This window comes from Aequorivita todarodis (assembly GCF_028561335.1).
GTDB classification, from domain to species: domain Bacteria; phylum Bacteroidota; class Bacteroidia; order Flavobacteriales; family Flavobacteriaceae; genus Aequorivita; species Aequorivita todarodis.
Genome location: NZ_JAQQTG010000050.1, coordinates 25,277 through 41,397, shown reverse-complemented (window position 1 = coordinate 41,397; position 16,121 = coordinate 25,277). Strand labels below are relative to the sequence as shown.

Sequence of the window (16,121 nt, the reverse complement as noted above, 5' to 3'; positions counted from 1 at the left end):
TTTACAGTTTCAAGCGTTTTCTGTTGTATATGGGCAGCAACAATAACGAAAGCACGCCGAAGAAAACGATGGAAGAAATATTTGAAATCCAGACAATCCACCCAAAGGCAACGCCCACCGTTTTGGCAACTCCGAAAACGGTCAAAATGCCCGCCACCGCAGCAGGATAGGTACCGAAACCACTATTTGTAAACGCAAAAGTGAAACTGCCCACCACAAAAGTGATAATAATTGTGCCAAAAGGGATGTTGGTAGTGTCGGGCAGCGCGTGCAGCGCCGTATAAAAGGAAAGTAGGTACAGCCCCCAAATAATAAAGGTATGAAAAAGAAAGGCGCCCTTTTTCTTCATTTTTAGAATACTGAAAATACCTTCTTTCAGACCAATAATAAAGTTTTTTAGTTTTTTGTTGATATTCGATTTCGAAAATTTAATGTACAGTGGAATGCTCACGCCCACCAAGACAATTCCGAAGCTAATCAGGTATAAAAGAGAAGGCGGCATACTTTCAACCACATAACCATATAATATGTCGAACTTTATGACCAGTGCCAAAACCGTGAAAAACAGGAGGAAAACGAGATCGACAACCCTTTCGGAAATAATGGTTCCAAAGCCTTTTTGGAAAGGCACTCCTTCATATTTATCCAGAATGATGCCCCGGGAAACCTCGCCGCTTTTTGGAATAAAAATATTCATCAAATACGCCACCGAAATGGCCATGAAATTATTGGCCAATTTGGTTTTATAGCCCAAGGGTTCCAGCATAAAATTCCAACGATACGATCGTGAAAGGTGGCTCAAGACACTAAACGCAACCGAAAGCACGACAAAACCATAGTTTGCATCGGCAAAATATTTTTTGGTTTCATCCAATTGCCGTGGCGTGAAGGATTGGTAGATGTACCAAATTAAAAAAACTCCCAATCCCAGCGGAATCAAGATCTGCAAAAATTTTGAAAGGGAGCGGCTCAATTTAACGGAGTAGGTTTGTTTCCTCGTCTGGGAAAACCATCGCGGGCTTGAAGGCTTTGGCTTCTTCCAATTCCATCAGCGCATAGGTAATAAGTATAAGCACATCGCCCGGAGCTACGCGTCTTGCGGCGGCACCGTTCAATGTAATTTCGCCACTGTTTCGCGGCCCGGGAATGGCGTAGGTTTCAAGGCGTTCGCCGTTGTTGTTGTTTACAATTTGGACTTTTTCGCCTTCAATGATGTTGGCGGCATCCATTAAATCTTCGTCAATAGTGATGCTGCCGATGTAATTTAGATCGGCACCGGTAACTTTTACCCTATGGATTTTAGATTTTACTACGTGTATTTGCATGGTGCAAAGGTATTAATTTAAAGGCATATTATCTATTAGCCGCACTTCACCCGCAAATGCTGCGATAAAAGCCCGGTATTTTGAGCCTTTGTTTTTTCGTTTAGCGGTTTTGAGGGTTTTTTCTTCGGCAATTTCAAAATATTCCAAATTCAAGTGGGGGTTTTGCAAAAACCGTTCCGCAACCAAAGCATTCAATTCTGCAATGGATTTGGAGCTGAATTTTTCCCTGACCTCTTTTAATGTTTTATAGATAAGTGCGGCTTCTTCAAATAGTTTTGCGCTTAGTCGTTTGTTGCGCGAACTCATTGCAAGTCCGTTTTGCTCCCGTAAGATGGGACACCCTACAATTTTTACGGGAAGTTTTTCTATTGAAACCAATTTCTTCACAATCTGCAATTGCTGAAAATCCTTTTCGCCAAAATAGGCAGTGTTTGGTTTCACGATTCTTAAAAGTTTGCTTACAATGGTGCCCACCCCGTCAAAATGTCCATTTCGGTGCTTGCCTTCCATCTCGTTTTCAAGACCCCCAAAATTGTATTTTTTTGCAGAAACTGAAGTGTCATACAAATCTGAAACCTCTGGCAGATACACGATTATTTCTTCTTCCAAATTTTTCAAGAGAGAAATATCATCGTTCGGAGTGCGAGGATACTTTTGAAGATCTGCCTTGTTGTTGAACTGGGTCGGGTTTACAAATATACTGACTACGACCAAATCGTTTTCACTTAACGCTTTCTTTACCAATGAAATATGCCCCTGATGCAATGCCCCCATCGTTGGCACAAAACCTATTTTGTCATTTTTTGAAGTGGAAGACAAGGCCTGCACCAATGTTTCTTTCTGGGTATATATCACCATAAAATCGGGTTAAGAGCGGGCAAAATTAATATATTAAAGACAATCTACATAAATTTTCGTAATTTTGCGTGTTTTTAATCCCCCCGATGGTTTGGGGCGATGTTAGAATTAACACCTAAAACCCTATAGATGAAAGATAAAAGAGTCTTGTATGTGTCTTCCGAAGTAATACCCTACCTTCCCGAGACCGAGATTTCTTCAATGTCGTTTGAAGCTCCACGCATGATCAACAACAATGGCGGCCAAATACGGATTTTTATGCCGCGCTATGGCAACATTAACGAAAGAAGGCACCAATTGCACGAAGTGATCCGCCTTTCCGGAATGAATTTGGTGATCAACGATTTAGATATGCCTTTAATAATCAAGGTTGCCTCTATCCCAAAAGAGCGTATCCAGGTTTATTTTATTGATAACGAAGATTACTTTAAGCGAAAGGCGACCTATGCAGATGAAGACGGCAATTTTTATAAAGACAATGATGAACGCGCCATTTTCTTTGCCAAAGGCGTTATTGAAACCGTAAAAAAATTGAACTGGGCCCCAGATATTATCCACGTTCACGGGTGGATGGCTTCATTTTTACCTTTATATCTGCGGAATTATTATGGAAACGAACCGCTTTTTGAAAACAGCAAAATAGTTACTTCAATCTACAATCAAGGTTTCGAAGGAACGTTAGCTAAAAACACCATCGATAAAGTGAGGTTTGACGCCATAGAGGACGAGGCCATAGCAGAACTTGAAGAACCAAGCTATGTAAACCTTATGAAGATTGCCGTAAAAAACTCTGATGCTATTATCCTTGGGTCTGAAGAAATACCGAAAGAGCTGGAGGAATATCTTAACACTTTGGACAAACCAGTGTTAAAATATCATAATATGGAAAATTTTTCGCAGGCGTATTTAGATTTTTACAGCGGTAAAGTTTTAAAATAAATTCTTCAATAGTACGGGATGAAATTTGTCGGTAAAATTTCATCAAAAAAAACATTTAAAAACGGAATGAAATGCCCCCTAACAAATCGCAAAATAACGGAAATCAATAATTCGGGCGTTGCATCTTCCCACCTATCAAATATTACTTGCAGATGAAAATTAAAAATTTGTTGCCAATAGCAGGCACTATTGTATTCCTGATTATCGCATTGTCCTCTTGCCAAGAAGACGTTAGCGCCATTGGTTCCGAGATTTTGGGAGATGAAACCCCAAACGGAATTTTAGACGATTCACAAACAGTCGTTTCGTACAGCAGAAAGCTTGGACCCGTGCAGAGCAACAGATTGCCGGCCTACCAGCTTGGGGTATATAACGATCCTGTTTATGGAAAATCGACCATAAATTTACTCTCGCAACTCACTTTGGAACTGAGCAATCCAACCTTTGGCGACACTACAACCGCAAAAGTGGACAGTGTTTTTGTGTACTTGCCTTTCTTCAGTACCGCAACCACAGTGGATAGTACAACCACGTACGAGCTGGATTCAATCTATGGCAGTTCGCCTATAAACGTTAAGATCTTTAAGTCCAATTATTTTTTAAGAGAATATGACCCAAATACTGGATTTCAGGAACTTCAAAATTATTACACCGATCAGGGCCAGACTTTTGAGCAAAATTTAGACATCCAATTGGGCGCTGTTGAAAATTTTGTGCCAAACGACAAAGGTTTCATTTTAAGAAAGGGCGAAGATGATGAAGAAAAACTGGGCCCTGGGTTGCGAGTGAAGCTGGATACCGCTTTTTTCAGGAAGAATATTATCAACATGCAGGGAACAGAGGAGTTGCGCAACAACAATAACTTCAAAAATTATTTAAGAGGGCTTTATTTTGAGGTAAATTCCCCATCAAACAACGGAAGCCTGTTCATCTTTGATAAAGCCAAAGCGTATGTTTCAATATTTTACTCCGTTGATGATGAAAACAATCCAGAGGAAAGAAAGAACAAAGTCTTCAAATTGAATTTTGGAGGTATTGCCGTGAATACTTTCCAGAACGAGCTGTCGCCACAAATACAAACTGCCCTGGAGAATCCCAATATAGAAACTGGGGAGGAAAACCTTTATTTGCGGGGCGGCGACGGTATCATTTCGGTGGTAGAACTCTTCGGAAAAGATCTTGACAACAACGGCGTGGCCGATGAACTTCAAGAGCTTCGCGATAAAAAATGGATCATTAATGAAGCCAATCTCATCTTTTATGTAAACCAGGACTTGATGGTTGGTGGCGCCACCGAGCCGGAAAGAATTATGATATACGACCTTAAGAACAGTAACGTTTTGGCAGATTATCTGCTTGACCCTACAAATGGTCTGGATCCTGTTGATGCATTTTCCAATCACTTTGGCAAATTGCAAAGAGGCAGCGACGGCAATGGCAAATATTATAAAATGAAAATTACCAGCCACATCAGTAACCTTATAAATAAAGACAGTACCAATGTGCCGCTGGGAATTGTGGTTTCACAAAACGTTGCAATCCGCACGACCCAAAAGCTTCAAAATCCAATGGAGCCTAATATTGAACAGATTCCATCCGGTGCCGTTGTTTCGCCCGAAGGAACTATTCTTTACGGAAATGCAGCCGCAAACCCAGAGAAAAGATTAAAACTCCAGATTTATTATACTGAACCCAAATAAACCCCGCTTATGTGTGGAATTGTAGGCTATATAGGCAAAAGAGAAGCATACCCAATCATTCTGAACGGCTTGAAACGTTTGGAGTACAGAGGCTATGACAGTGCCGGAATTGCACTTTTTGACGGAACCGATATTCAACTTTGCAAAACAAAAGGCAAGGTTGCAAATCTTGAGGATAAAGCCGAAAAGGAAATTTCACGCAAAGGAAACCTCGGCATTGGCCACACCCGCTGGGCAACCCATGGGGTTCCCAACGACGTGAACAGCCACCCACACTACTCCAACAGTGGCGATCTGGTAATTATCCACAACGGAATTATTGAAAATTACGATTCCCTCAAAAAAGAATTGATAAAAAGAGGCTACACCTTTAAATCTGAAACAGACTCAGAAGTACTGGTAAACCTTATTGAAGACATTCAAATAAACGAAAAAGTAAAACTTGGCAAAGCAGTTCAAATTGCCCTGAACCAAGTGGTGGGCGCTTATGCCATCGCGCTTTTCGACAGAAAAAAACCCGATGAAATTGTTGTGGCCAAATTAGGAAGTCCTTTGGCAATCGGTATTGGCGAAGACGAATTCTTTGTTGCCAGCGATGCTTCGCCTTTTATTGAATTTACGAACAACGCCATTTATCTTGAAGATGAGGAAATGGCCATTATTCGTTTGGGCCGCGATGTAAAGGTTCGAAAAATTAAGGATGACAAGTTGGTGGCTCCCTACATTCAAGAGCTTCAGCTAAATCTGGAACAAATTGAAAAAGGGGGCTATGACCACTTTATGTTGAAGGAAATCCACGAACAGCCCGCCGTAATAAAAGACACCTATCGCGGAAGACTGCTCGCCGATAAAGGCATAGTTAGGCTTGGCGGACTTGAGGACTATATTGAAAAATTCATAAACGCAGACCGTATTATTATCGTTGCCTGTGGAACTTCGTGGCACGCTGGGCTGGTGGCCGAATATATTTTTGAGGATTTGGTGCGCATTCCCGTGGAAGTGGAATACGCTTCCGAATTCCGTTACCGAAACCCAATTATTTCAGAGAATGATGTGGTTATTGCTATTTCACAAAGTGGTGAAACCGCAGATACACTGGCCGCAATAAAACTTGCAAAATCGAAAGGCGCATTCGTCTATGGCGTTTGCAACGTTGTTGGTTCCACTATTTCAAGGGAAACCCATAGCGGCACCTATACCCATGCCGGGCCGGAAATTGGCGTGGCCTCCACCAAAGCTTTTACTACACAGATTACCGTTTTGGCAATGGTGGCCCTTCGGTTGGCAAAAGCGAAAGGAACAATTAGCCAAAGTGATTTCATGCTGTATTTGCGTGAATTGGAGCTTATACCAAAACACGTGGAAGAAGCTTTGAAGACCGAGGACAAGATTAAAGAAATAGCTGCCGTTTTTAAGAATGTGCGCAATTTCCTATATTTGGGAAGAGGCTACAATTTCCCGGTAGCTTTGGAAGGTGCCTTGAAGCTAAAGGAAATTTCATACATACATGCCGAAGGCTATCCCGCCGCCGAAATGAAACACGGCCCCATCGCATTGATCGATGAATATATGCCCGTGGTGGTCATCGCCATAAAAAGCGACCATTACGATAAAGTGGTAAGCAACATTCAGGAAATTAAAGCTCGGAAAGGAAAAATTATAGCTGTTGTTTCCAAAGGCGATACCGCCGTTAGGGAAATGGCAGATTATGTAATGGAAGTGCCGCATACCCCGGAAGCTCTGTCGCCATTGGTAACCACCATTCCACTGCAATTGCTTTCGTACCACATTGCCGTGATGCTTGGCCGTAACGTAGATCAGCCTCGTAATTTGGCAAAGTCGGTTACCGTCGAGTAGTTTCAAGTTCCACGTTTCAGGTTCCAAAACTTCGGTGGTCAAACCGTCCTGTTTCAAAAAGTCCTGTTTCTTGGTTCCCTTAAGTCCTGTTTCATTTTAATCCTGTTTCTTGCTTCCCTTAAGTCCTGATTCAAATTAAAATGATACTTTTATTGATGTGAAAGTCATCAACCTCATTTCCGGCCCCCGAAATCTATCAACGGCGCTAATGTATTCCTTCGCCCAACGCGAGGATATGACGGTTTTGGACGAACCTTTCTACGGCTATTACCTTCAAAATGCTTCCTTGGAAATCGAGCATCCCTCCCAAAAGGAAATCCTTCAAACGATGGAACTGAACGAAAAAAAGGTAATTGAAAACATCAATTCACTTTCAAACAAGAAAAACGTTTTCGTAAAAGGAATGGCGCACCATTATTTAACCGATTCGCCAAATTTTATTTTGAATTGGGAAAATGTGATATTGATTCGGCATCCAAAAAAGTTGATTGCTTCCTTCTCAAAAGTAATCCACACCCCTACTTTAAACGATATCGGCATCAAAAAAGCTTCGGAACTTTTTCTATTTCTGAAAAAAAACGGAAAAACGCCGATTGTAATTGATAGCGATGAACTTTTAAAAAACCCAGGAAACTATCTGAAAAAACTCTGCAATTTATTGGGAATACCCTTTTCGGAAAAAATGCTCCGGTGGAAAAAAGGCGGCATTCCGGAAGATGGCATTTGGGCGAAACATTGGTATAAAAATGTGCACAATTCCGAAGGTTTCGCCGTGCAAAAAAGCAGCTCGCAACCTTTGCCAAATCATTTGGAACCGTTGCTGGTAGAAGCTTTGCCTTATTACGAAATTTTAAAAAGTAATATTTTAATTTAAAACATAAACCACCTTTAACCCATAACTCATAAATCTTAACTCTTAACACTTAACTCTTAACTCTTAACTCTTAACACTTAACACTTAACACTTAACACTTAACTCTCAACTTCAAAAAAATGCTTCAAAAATCCAATCCCAAAAACGACAACATCCAAGTATTTATAAAAGACAAACTCTATCCGCGCAGCGAAGCAAAAGTTTCGGTTTTCGACAGTTCGGTACAGGGCGGCGATGCCGTTTGGGAAGGTTTGCGCGTATATCCCGAAGGCGTCGTCTGCTTGGACAAACACTTGACCCGTTTGCAAGAATCCGCAAAAACACTGGCGTTTGTGGATATTCCTTCCAAGGAATTTATCAAAAAAGCAATAAAACAAACCCTCGATGCCAACGGGATGAATGATGACACGCACATTCGTTTAACGCTGACAAGGGGCGAAAAAATAACCAGCGGCATGGACCCGCGGCTCAACCAAAACGGCTCCTGTTTAATCGTATTGGCAGAATGGAAACCACTTGTTTACGATAACGATCACGGCATAAAAGTGATAAGCACCAGCCAACGCCGAAACTCGCCTCAGTTTTTGGACAGTAAAATCCATCATAACAATCTACTAAATAATATTATCGCAAAAATACAGGCAAACGTTGCCGGAAAAGACGCCGGATTGATGCTGGACGACCGCGGGTTTATTGCCGAACTGAACGGCAGCAATCTTTTTTTGGTGAAAAATGGAAAAGTTTTTACACCCTTTGCACACGCTTGCTTGCCCGGAATAACTCGCAATTCAGTTATTGAAATGTGCAAAAAGCATGATATTGAAATTTCCGAAGCAGACATCACCCTTTCCCAATTCTATAATGCCGACGGCGTTTTCGCAACGGGAACGATGGGTGAGCTTACGCCCGTTGTTGAAATTGACGGACGCAGCGTTTCCAAAGAGGATTCACTTCAGAAAAAAATAATCTCCCTTTTCAAAAAAGAGGTTCGTGGATTGTGTGAGAAGCTCGATTAACTTTGACAAAGTTTTAAACTTTGTCAAAGATGATTTCACGCAGGAAGTTATAGAATTGTGCGAAAAGCTTTGATTTTACAAGACCTGACAGGTTTTTGAAACCTGTCGGGTCTTTCCAACATAGTTCCCAAATTTTTTAAACATTTCCATTGCAAATTTCATTCAGAAAAAACTATCTTTGCACCGTTCAAAACAGGGGTGGTTTTTTCGCCCTTAGATAACTATAAAATAAACAGTTACTCATGTCACAAAGCATAGGAAAAGTTGCACAGATTATTGGCCCGGTAGTTGACGTTGCGTTTGATAGCGGATCGGAACTTCCAAAAATATACGACTCGTTGGAGGTAAACAACAACGGAAACCTTTTGGTTCTTGAAGTTCAATCGCACATTGGTGAAAATATGGTTCGTACCATATCCATGGATTCTACTGACGGTTTGAGCCGCGGTGTAGATGCAGTTGCAACCGGAGCGCCAATTCAAATGCCAATAGGCGATGATGTTTACGGCCGACTTTTCAACGTAATCGGTGATGCTATCGACGGTATCGGAAACCTGCCAAAAGCTGGCGACAATGGGCTTCCAATTCACCGTGAGGCTCCAAAGTTTGAAGATCTTTCAACTTCTACCGAAGTGCTTTTCACAGGTATTAAAGTAATCGACCTTATTGAGCCTTATGCAAAAGGTGGTAAAATTGGTCTTTTTGGTGGTGCCGGTGTTGGTAAAACAGTACTTATTCAAGAGTTGATTAACAATATCGCTAAAGGCCACGGTGGTCTTTCGGTTTTCGCTGGTGTAGGGGAACGTACCCGTGAAGGGAACGACTTGCTTCGCGAAATGCTTGAATCCGGAATTATTAAATACGGCGATGACTTTATGCACAGCATGGAAGCTGGCGGATGGGATCTTTCAAAAGTTGACAAAACTGCTATGAAAGAATCAAAAGCTACTTTCGTGTTCGGACAGATGAACGAACCGCCTGGAGCCCGTGCACGTGTGGCACTTTCAGGTCTTACAATTGCTGAGTACTTCCGTGATGGAGCTGGCGAAGGACAAGGGAAAGACGTACTTTTCTTCGTAGATAATATTTTCCGTTTTACGCAAGCAGGTTCTGAGGTTTCCGCACTTCTTGGGCGTATGCCTTCTGCGGTGGGCTACCAACCAACTTTGGCAACAGAGATGGGTGCTATGCAAGAGCGTATTACTTCAACTAAAAGAGGTTCCATTACTTCGGTACAGGCGGTTTACGTACCTGCGGATGACCTTACGGATCCGGCACCGGCAACAACCTTTGCCCACTTGGATGCTACAACCGTACTTTCACGTAAAATTGCCGAGCTTGGTATCTATCCGGCGGTGGATCCATTGGATTCTACTTCCAGAATTCTTACCGAATCAATCCTTGGAAAAGAGCACTACGCTTGTGCACAAAGGGTAAAAGAGCTTTTACAGCGTTATAAGGAATTGCAGGATATTATCGCAATTCTTGGTATGGAGGAACTTTCCGAAGACGATAAATTGGCAGTAGGTCGCGCGCGTCGTGTACAGCGTTTCCTTTCACAGCCGTTCCACGTAGCGGAGCAGTTTACAGGTATTCCCGGAGTTTTGGTTGATATTAAGGAAACCATCAAAGGTTTCAATATGATTATGGATGGCGAACTGGACCACCTTCCAGAAGCAGCCTTCAACCTAAAAGGAACCATCGAGGAAGCAATCACCGCTGGTGAGAAAATGCTTGCGGAAGCGTAACGAGCGGAGCTCGAAAATCACAAAAAAATAAATCCCAAATTCCAAAACCTGGTTTTTGGAATTTGGTTCTTGAAATTTGTAATTTTAGAAAACTATGTATCTTGAAATAGTAACCCCCGAAGCATCCTTAGTAGCTGGAGAAGTAGAAAGCATAACCGTTCCGGGTGTGGAAGGCGAATTCCAAATGCTGAACAACCACGCTCCTATTGTATCTGTTTTGCAGGAAGGAAAAGTGAAGTTTAAGGGAAATCCGACCATTGCGGAAGGTTTTCAGAAGAAATTCACCCAGGAAGACGGAAAATGGGTACTGCAAATTTCTGGTGGGACCCTTGAGTGCAACAACAATCGTGTGATGGTTTTGGCAGATTAGGCTGAAGCAAGTTCCAAAAAAATTTAAATCCCAAATTCCATTGCGAGCTTTGCGCGGCAATCTGGAGTTTGGGATTTTTGTTTTCGTAAAGGTTTTTATTCAAAATAATCCTGTACGTTTTGGCTTTGGTGCAAAACCCTGATAATTAGAATAGCATTTTTAGTAACTGAATAAAACACGAGATGTGAGCCGAAAGGGATACTTCGTATATTATGGCCAATATCAACTCTCAAAATTCCTTCAAATGGGAAAGTAGTCAATTGCTCAAAAAGTGATTCTAACCCAAAAAAATATTCAAGTGCTTGATCTAATCCAAATCGGGCTTCTCCATAATCGAATATTTCATCAATATCAATTTTTGCATCGTAGGTAAGGGAATAAAAATCTTTCTGCGAATCAGCCATTTATATTATACTTCCGTTTCTTTTCCTCTAAAATATCTTTCATAGAATACGGGCTAATCCCACTATCAATACCTTTTTGTATTTCTTTACGCAGGTTTTCAAGCTTTTGATGGTTTATTTCGTGAAGGCGCAACGCTTCCCGTACCACTTCACTGGCGTTCATATAGTCGCCGGACGCCACCTTGTCATCAATATATTTCCGTTGTTTTTCTGTTAGGCTTACGTTCATGATTTGCTGTTTTTAAATTTATCCAAATGTACGATTTATGTCCAAAATGGACAAATATGGACATGCAAAATGAAGGCAGGTAAATTAATTTTACCTAAAGTTATATTAACATCAGTCTTAAAATCTATGCAGGATTTGTAAATTTGAGGGTTGAAAATAACTATGCAGCTACAACAAATAGACAGGGTAAAGACCATTACCAAGGAAGATTTTCTGAAAAACTATTTTAAGCCCCAAAAACCGGTTATTATTGAACGGTTTATTGAGGACTGGCCCGCATTTACCAAATGGAACCTGGACTATATGGCCGATGTGGCGGGCGATAAAATGGTGCCGCTCTATGACAACCGCCCCGTGAGCCACAAAGACGGTTTCAACGAGCCGCACGCGAAGATGAAGATGCGGGACTACATTGAACTCCTAAAAACCGAGCCCACTAAATACCGAATCTTTCTTTGGAATATTTTAAAGGAAGTGCCCCAACTGCAAAAAGATTTTGAATATCCCGATTTTGGACTGAAACTTATGAAAGGTTTGCCCATGCTGTTCTTCGGCGGAAAGGATTCCTATACCTTTATGCACTACGACATCGACTTGGCAAATATCTTCCATTTCCATTTCCACGGAAAAAAGAAAGTGATCCTTTTTGACCAGAAACAGAACGATTATTTATATAAAATCCCGCATTCGCTTATAACAAGGGAAGACATAGATTTCAACCACCCGGATTACGAAAAATGGCCTGCCCTGAAAAAAGCCAAAGGGTATATCGCAAATTTGGAGCACGGCAACATTCTCTATATGCCCGAAGGTTACTGGCACTATATGCGCTACATTACCCCTGGTTTTTCCATGAGCCTGCGCGCCATTCCCCGGAATCCCAAAAACTTGGCGAAGGCGGTTTACAACATTGCCTTTATGCGCTATTTTGACCAATTGATGCGAAAGCTGAAAGGCCAAAAATGGATTGACTGGAAAAACGAACAGGCCGTTGTCCGTACCCACAAAGCGTTATAATTACTGAAGAATTCAGTATCTTTCCTTTTAAAATTTTTAATGATGAAATTATTTGCAACCATTTTCGCGCTTCTTTTCGTTCAACTCACCTTTGCGCAGGCCTATTCGGGTGCGGGCGATGTGAAATTTCAGGTGGGTGCCAATTTTCAAAACAACGGCACCGGGATTATGGGCAGTTTGGATTTTGGCGTTGGCGAAAATATTTCGCTCGGCGTTGCTTCCACTTACCTTTTGGGAATTGATAAAGTTCGCGATTTGGACGGCAATGAAAAACCCTTTGCGGAATTTAAAGACCGTTTCGATTTCCGTGGACGCTTCAATGCAAACCTGGGTAATGTTATAAATGTGGACCCGAATTTTGATGTGTATCCCGGACTTTACGTGAGTTTGAAAAACTTTGGCGGGCATTTGGGCGTGCGTTATTTCTTCACCAGCGGTTTTGGGGTCTTTACGGAATTTAGCGTCCCCTTTGCAAAATACAACACAGATACCTTAACCCCTGCTGAAAAACTTCATAACCAATTCGCCGTAAATTTGGGGGCTTCGTTCAATATTTAGGAAGTTATCTTTTACTAATCGAACAAAAATATCTTAATAATAATTTTTCAACTTATTGCTTCCTTTTCATAAAGTTCATATCTTACCAAGATTAATTTAACACCCAACCAATGAACGAATGGTTTGCAGCATTTGAGCCTTTTGAAAAGGTTTACTGGTCCATTGCCTTAATCGCTTCCGCAATTTTTATCGTCCTTATAATTTTAACCTTTGTAGGCGGTGAGTTTGATGACACGGGCGACGTAGATTCAGACATAGAGGGCGATACGGGAATCCACTTTCAGTTTCTTTCCTTTAAAAATTTAATCGGTTTTTTCACCCTTTTTGGATGGTCGGGCATTGCCTGTATTGGCGAAGGACTTTCCAAAGGGATGACAATTTTAATCTCGACAATCTGTGGTCTGTTGATGATGGCCATTATGGCCTCGCTGTTTTATTATTTGGGAAAACTGAACAGCAGCGGCTCCCTAAAAATTGAAAACGCCATGAACCAAATTGGGGAAGTTTACCTTACCATTGGCGCCAACCGCTCCCGAATTGGAAAAGTACATATAAATATTCAGGGAGGCATGCGCGAACTTGATGCATTGACCGACGAACCCACGGACCTTCACCAAGGAGATATAGTATCCGTAGCCCAAGTAACGGGGACGGGAATTTTAATAGTAAACAAACACACCGCCTAATCATGACATTTTTACCACTTCAAGCAGAATCCTTTGCACCTTTATTGGCTATCGGGTTCGCCATTTTATTTGTATTTATCATCCTTATTACTTTTATACGAAGATATAAGCGCTGTCCCTCAGACCGAATTCTGGTTATTTATGGAAAAGTTGGCACGGGCAATTCCGCAAGATGTATTCACGGGGGAGCAGCCTTCATTTGGCCTGTAATCCAGGATTACGAATATCTTGACCTCACGCCCATTTCAATTGAGGTGAATCTAATAAACGCTTTGAGTAAGCAAAACATCCGTGTAAACGTACCTTCCCGTTTTACCATCGGTATTTCTACCGAACCGGGCATTATGCAAAATGCCGCCGAGCGCTTGTTGGGTCAAGGTTTGGAGCAAATTCAGGAACTTGCAAAGGAAATCATTTTCGGGCAGTTGCGTTTGGTCGTGGCTTCGATGGATATTGAAGAAATAAACAATGACAGGGACAAATTTTTGACCAATATTTCAAACAGCGTTGAATCTGAATTAAAGAAAGTAGGTTTAAAACTCATCAACGTAAACATAACAGATATTGTTGACGAATCCGGCTATATTGAAGCTTTAGGAAAAGAAGCCGCCGCCCACGCCATAAACGCCGCACGTAAATCTGTAGCCGAAAAAAATAGGGATGGTTCCATCGGCGAGGCAAATGCCAAACAGGATGAGCGCACACAAGTAGCTGCTGCAAACGCCCAGGCCGTGGAAGGCGAAAACATTGCGAAGATCAATGTTGCAAACTCAGATTCGTTGCGTCGCCAACGGGAAGCCGAAGCCGAACGAGTGGCCATTGCCGCAGAAAAAGTGCAGTCTGCGAAAGCTTTGGAAGAATCGTACATAGCTGAAAAGGAAGCCGAGATTACCCGAGCCGAAAGAGAGCGAAGCACCCAATTGGCCGATATTATTGTTCCTGCAGAAATTGACAAACGAAAAGTAGAGATAGATGCCGAAGCAGTGGCCGAAAAAATAAGGCGCCAGGCCAAAGGGGAAGCAGATGCCATCTTGTTCAAGGCACAGGCTGAGGCACAAGGTATATTTGAAATCTTGACCAAGCAGGCAGAAGGTTTTGACAGGATTGTAAAAGCTGCGGGGAACAACTCCAAGGATGCGGTGCTTTTATTGATAGCCGACAAGCTTCCGGAGTTGGTTAAACTTCAGTCTGAAGCCATTAAAAATATTAAGATCGACAAAGTTACCGTTTGGGAAAACGGCTCTTCAAAAGACGGCAAAACCGCGACTTCCAACTTTATTTCGGGAATGTACGGTTCTGTGCCGCCACTTCAGGAAATGTTCAATATGGCAGGTATGGAATTGCCGGAGTATTTGAAGGGGAAGAAGGTTGAGGCTGGAGGTAAAGATGCTAAAGATGAAGGTTTGAAGAAGAAATGATGAAATTTAAAATGTGAGATTAGGATATCGCCATGACGTATATACACATGTTGGGAAACATTTCAGACAACCTTCTTGAATTCAATATCATCATAGGAATCAGACATTGGGTTGGTATCAATTATAAGTTTACAATCTTTTGATAGCTTTCTCGAGAACGACCTAATTGCAGTATTAGGGGTTTCATTACCTTTTAAGGCAGGATTTTCATAAACTAAATCAGCGTGCGCAGGATTTCCAGGAGTATTTATAAAAACTTCTGTCTCTTTAGGTAAATATTCGAAGTTTTCATCTAAAGGTGTCGAAAAAATATCAGCTTTAAATTCATTTCTCTCATTTAGTATATAATCTTGTTTTACTTTTTCAAAGTGTGATTTTCGAAAAACAATAAAGCCTATATATACTTTGCCAATTGCAAAACCTTTTGCAAAATTTTTACATTTACTTTCTTCACAATAAAAATTTCGTTGAAAAGAAACACCACCTTTGTTTGGTAAAAAAATATCTTTGGAAACTAGCTTTTCCTCTGTTATGATTTTGTTCTTAAAATTTCGGTCGAAAATAAAATGAACCAAAATTTCATCATCGCCAATTTCTTTTGGTATTGGTAGGGGCATTTAAACTGATAAAAAGCTAGATAAATCTTGTAATAATTCATTTTCAGATTCATCTAATATTAATGAATCTACTTGTTTATCATCAGTTCCGTTTACTTCAATAAAATATCCAATTTCTTTGGCACCAATTTCTAATGAAAAAACATTATCCACATCCTTTTCCCAATCAAACACAACAGTTCCATAAGAGGTACTATATACATCATCAATTTCTAATTGTTCCAAAACACTAGGATAAAGATTATCAATAAAAGAATAACATTGTGATAGAACATCCGCAGATATTTTAACGTCTGCATCAGCTGATTTGAAAAAATCTAAAATCTGACTTTTCAAAAAATCTGCCTTTTCATTACTTATAATCCCAGTAAAGTGATAAGTATTTTTCAAATCAACAACTTCTTCTTCAAGATATATATTTTCCATTTCGATATTGCTTCGATTTAAAAAACTGAACTTTTCAACTTCTGGATTTAAAGTAAACAAACTAGTTAATAATGCCATA

General features: G+C 41.0%; 18 protein-coding genes. 11 read left to right on the top strand and 7 right to left on the bottom strand.

Translation table 11 applies throughout. The features are described from left to right. Window position 1: 1 nt before the first annotated feature. The 3 genes from POV26_RS14015 to panC are packed head-to-tail and all read right to left on the bottom strand — an operon-like array spanning window position 2 to window position 2,183. On the bottom strand, window positions 2–949 hold the full coding sequence (locus POV26_RS14015; protein WP_272857091.1) for a lysylphosphatidylglycerol synthase transmembrane domain-containing protein: 948 nt from the start codon (window positions 947–949) through the stop codon (window positions 2–4). Window positions 950–974: 25 nt separating this feature from the next. Further along, the gene (panD, locus tag POV26_RS14010; protein WP_272857090.1) at window positions 975–1,325 is read right to left on the bottom strand and encodes an aspartate 1-decarboxylase; all 351 of its coding nucleotides are present in this window, start codon (window positions 1,323–1,325) and stop codon (window positions 975–977) included. A 12-nt stretch (window positions 1,326–1,337) separates the two neighbouring features. Beyond that, on the bottom strand, window positions 1,338–2,183 hold the full coding sequence (gene panC / locus POV26_RS14005) for a pantoate--beta-alanine ligase (protein ID WP_272857089.1): 846 nt from the start codon (window positions 2,181–2,183) through the stop codon (window positions 1,338–1,340). Window positions 2,184–2,312: 129 nt separating this feature from the next. On the opposite strand from panC, the gene POV26_RS14000 reads away from it, so the two are divergent. The 7 genes from POV26_RS14000 (at window position 2,313) to POV26_RS13970 (ending at window position 10,687) form a co-directional block, all read left to right on the top strand. Further along, entirely contained in the window at window positions 2,313–3,122 is an 810-nt protein-coding gene (locus POV26_RS14000; protein ID WP_272857088.1) for a glycogen/starch synthase, read from the top strand. Between the two features lie 152 nt (window positions 3,123–3,274). Continuing rightward, complete coding sequence (locus POV26_RS13995) at window positions 3,275–4,822, top strand: BamH family beta-barrel-assembly machinery protein (protein ID WP_272857087.1); 1,548 nt, start codon at window positions 3,275–3,277, stop codon at window positions 4,820–4,822. A 9-nt stretch (window positions 4,823–4,831) separates the two neighbouring features. Further along, on the top strand, window positions 4,832–6,679 hold the full coding sequence (glmS, locus tag POV26_RS13990) for a glutamine--fructose-6-phosphate transaminase (isomerizing) (RefSeq protein ID WP_272857086.1): 1,848 nt from the start codon (window positions 4,832–4,834) through the stop codon (window positions 6,677–6,679). Between the two features lie 157 nt (window positions 6,680–6,836). After that, the gene (locus POV26_RS13985; protein ID WP_272857085.1) at window positions 6,837–7,553 is read left to right on the top strand and encodes a sulfotransferase-like domain-containing protein; all 717 of its coding nucleotides are present in this window, start codon (window positions 6,837–6,839) and stop codon (window positions 7,551–7,553) included. 119 nt (window positions 7,554–7,672) lie between these two features. After that, window positions 7,673–8,569, top strand: coding sequence for an aminotransferase class IV (locus tag POV26_RS13980; RefSeq protein ID WP_272857084.1), 897 nt, complete (start codon window positions 7,673–7,675; stop codon window positions 8,567–8,569). A 242-nt stretch (window positions 8,570–8,811) separates the two neighbouring features. Next, window positions 8,812–10,317: a F0F1 ATP synthase subunit beta gene (gene atpD, locus POV26_RS13975; RefSeq protein WP_272857083.1), complete on the top strand. Its 1,506-nt coding sequence runs from the start codon at window positions 8,812–8,814 to the stop codon at window positions 10,315–10,317. Window positions 10,318–10,411: 94 nt separating this feature from the next. Beyond that, entirely contained in the window at window positions 10,412–10,687 is a 276-nt protein-coding gene (locus tag POV26_RS13970; protein WP_272857082.1) for a FoF1 ATP synthase subunit delta/epsilon, read from the top strand. Between the two features lie 95 nt (window positions 10,688–10,782). Here POV26_RS13970 and POV26_RS13965 read toward each other — a convergent pair whose 3' ends face one another. Together POV26_RS13965 and POV26_RS13960 are read right to left on the bottom strand one after the other, a co-directional pair. Beyond that, a complete protein-coding gene (locus POV26_RS13965) occupies window positions 10,783–11,091 on the bottom strand; it encodes a type II toxin-antitoxin system RelE/ParE family toxin (RefSeq protein ID WP_272857081.1) in 309 nt (102 codons plus the stop codon). Beyond that, window positions 11,084–11,320 (bottom strand): type II toxin-antitoxin system ParD family antitoxin, encoded by a 237-nt coding sequence (locus POV26_RS13960; RefSeq protein ID WP_045081386.1) that lies wholly within the window; start codon window positions 11,318–11,320, stop codon window positions 11,084–11,086. The genes POV26_RS13965 and POV26_RS13960 overlap by 8 nt, the downstream gene beginning before the upstream one ends. Before the next feature lie 162 nt (window positions 11,321–11,482). Between POV26_RS13960 and POV26_RS13955 the strand changes: the two genes are divergently transcribed. From POV26_RS13955 to POV26_RS13940, 4 genes are all read left to right on the top strand, one after another. Continuing rightward, window positions 11,483–12,337 (top strand): cupin-like domain-containing protein, encoded by an 855-nt coding sequence (locus POV26_RS13955; protein ID WP_419180021.1) that lies wholly within the window; start codon window positions 11,483–11,485, stop codon window positions 12,335–12,337. Between the two features lie 42 nt (window positions 12,338–12,379). After that, on the top strand, window positions 12,380–12,895 hold the full coding sequence (locus tag POV26_RS13950; RefSeq protein WP_272857166.1) for a DUF6646 family protein: 516 nt from the start codon (window positions 12,380–12,382) through the stop codon (window positions 12,893–12,895). Window positions 12,896–13,005: 110 nt separating this feature from the next. Beyond that, complete coding sequence (locus tag POV26_RS13945) at window positions 13,006–13,581, top strand: hypothetical protein (protein WP_272857080.1); 576 nt, start codon at window positions 13,006–13,008, stop codon at window positions 13,579–13,581. A gap of 2 nt (window positions 13,582–13,583) precedes the next feature. Next, window positions 13,584–14,999, top strand: a complete 1,416-nt coding sequence (locus POV26_RS13940; protein WP_272857079.1) for a flotillin family protein — start codon at window positions 13,584–13,586, stop codon at window positions 14,997–14,999. 62 nt (window positions 15,000–15,061) lie between these two features. On the opposite strand, the gene POV26_RS13935 is transcribed toward POV26_RS13940, so the two are convergent. Both POV26_RS13935 and POV26_RS13930 read right to left on the bottom strand, forming a co-directional pair. Beyond that, window positions 15,062–15,616, bottom strand: a complete 555-nt coding sequence (locus POV26_RS13935) for a hypothetical protein (protein ID WP_272857078.1) — start codon at window positions 15,614–15,616, stop codon at window positions 15,062–15,064. After that, on the bottom strand, window positions 15,617–16,120 hold the full coding sequence (locus tag POV26_RS13930) for a hypothetical protein (RefSeq protein ID WP_272857077.1): 504 nt from the start codon (window positions 16,118–16,120) through the stop codon (window positions 15,617–15,619). Between the last annotated feature and the right edge of the window lies 1 nt (window position 16,121).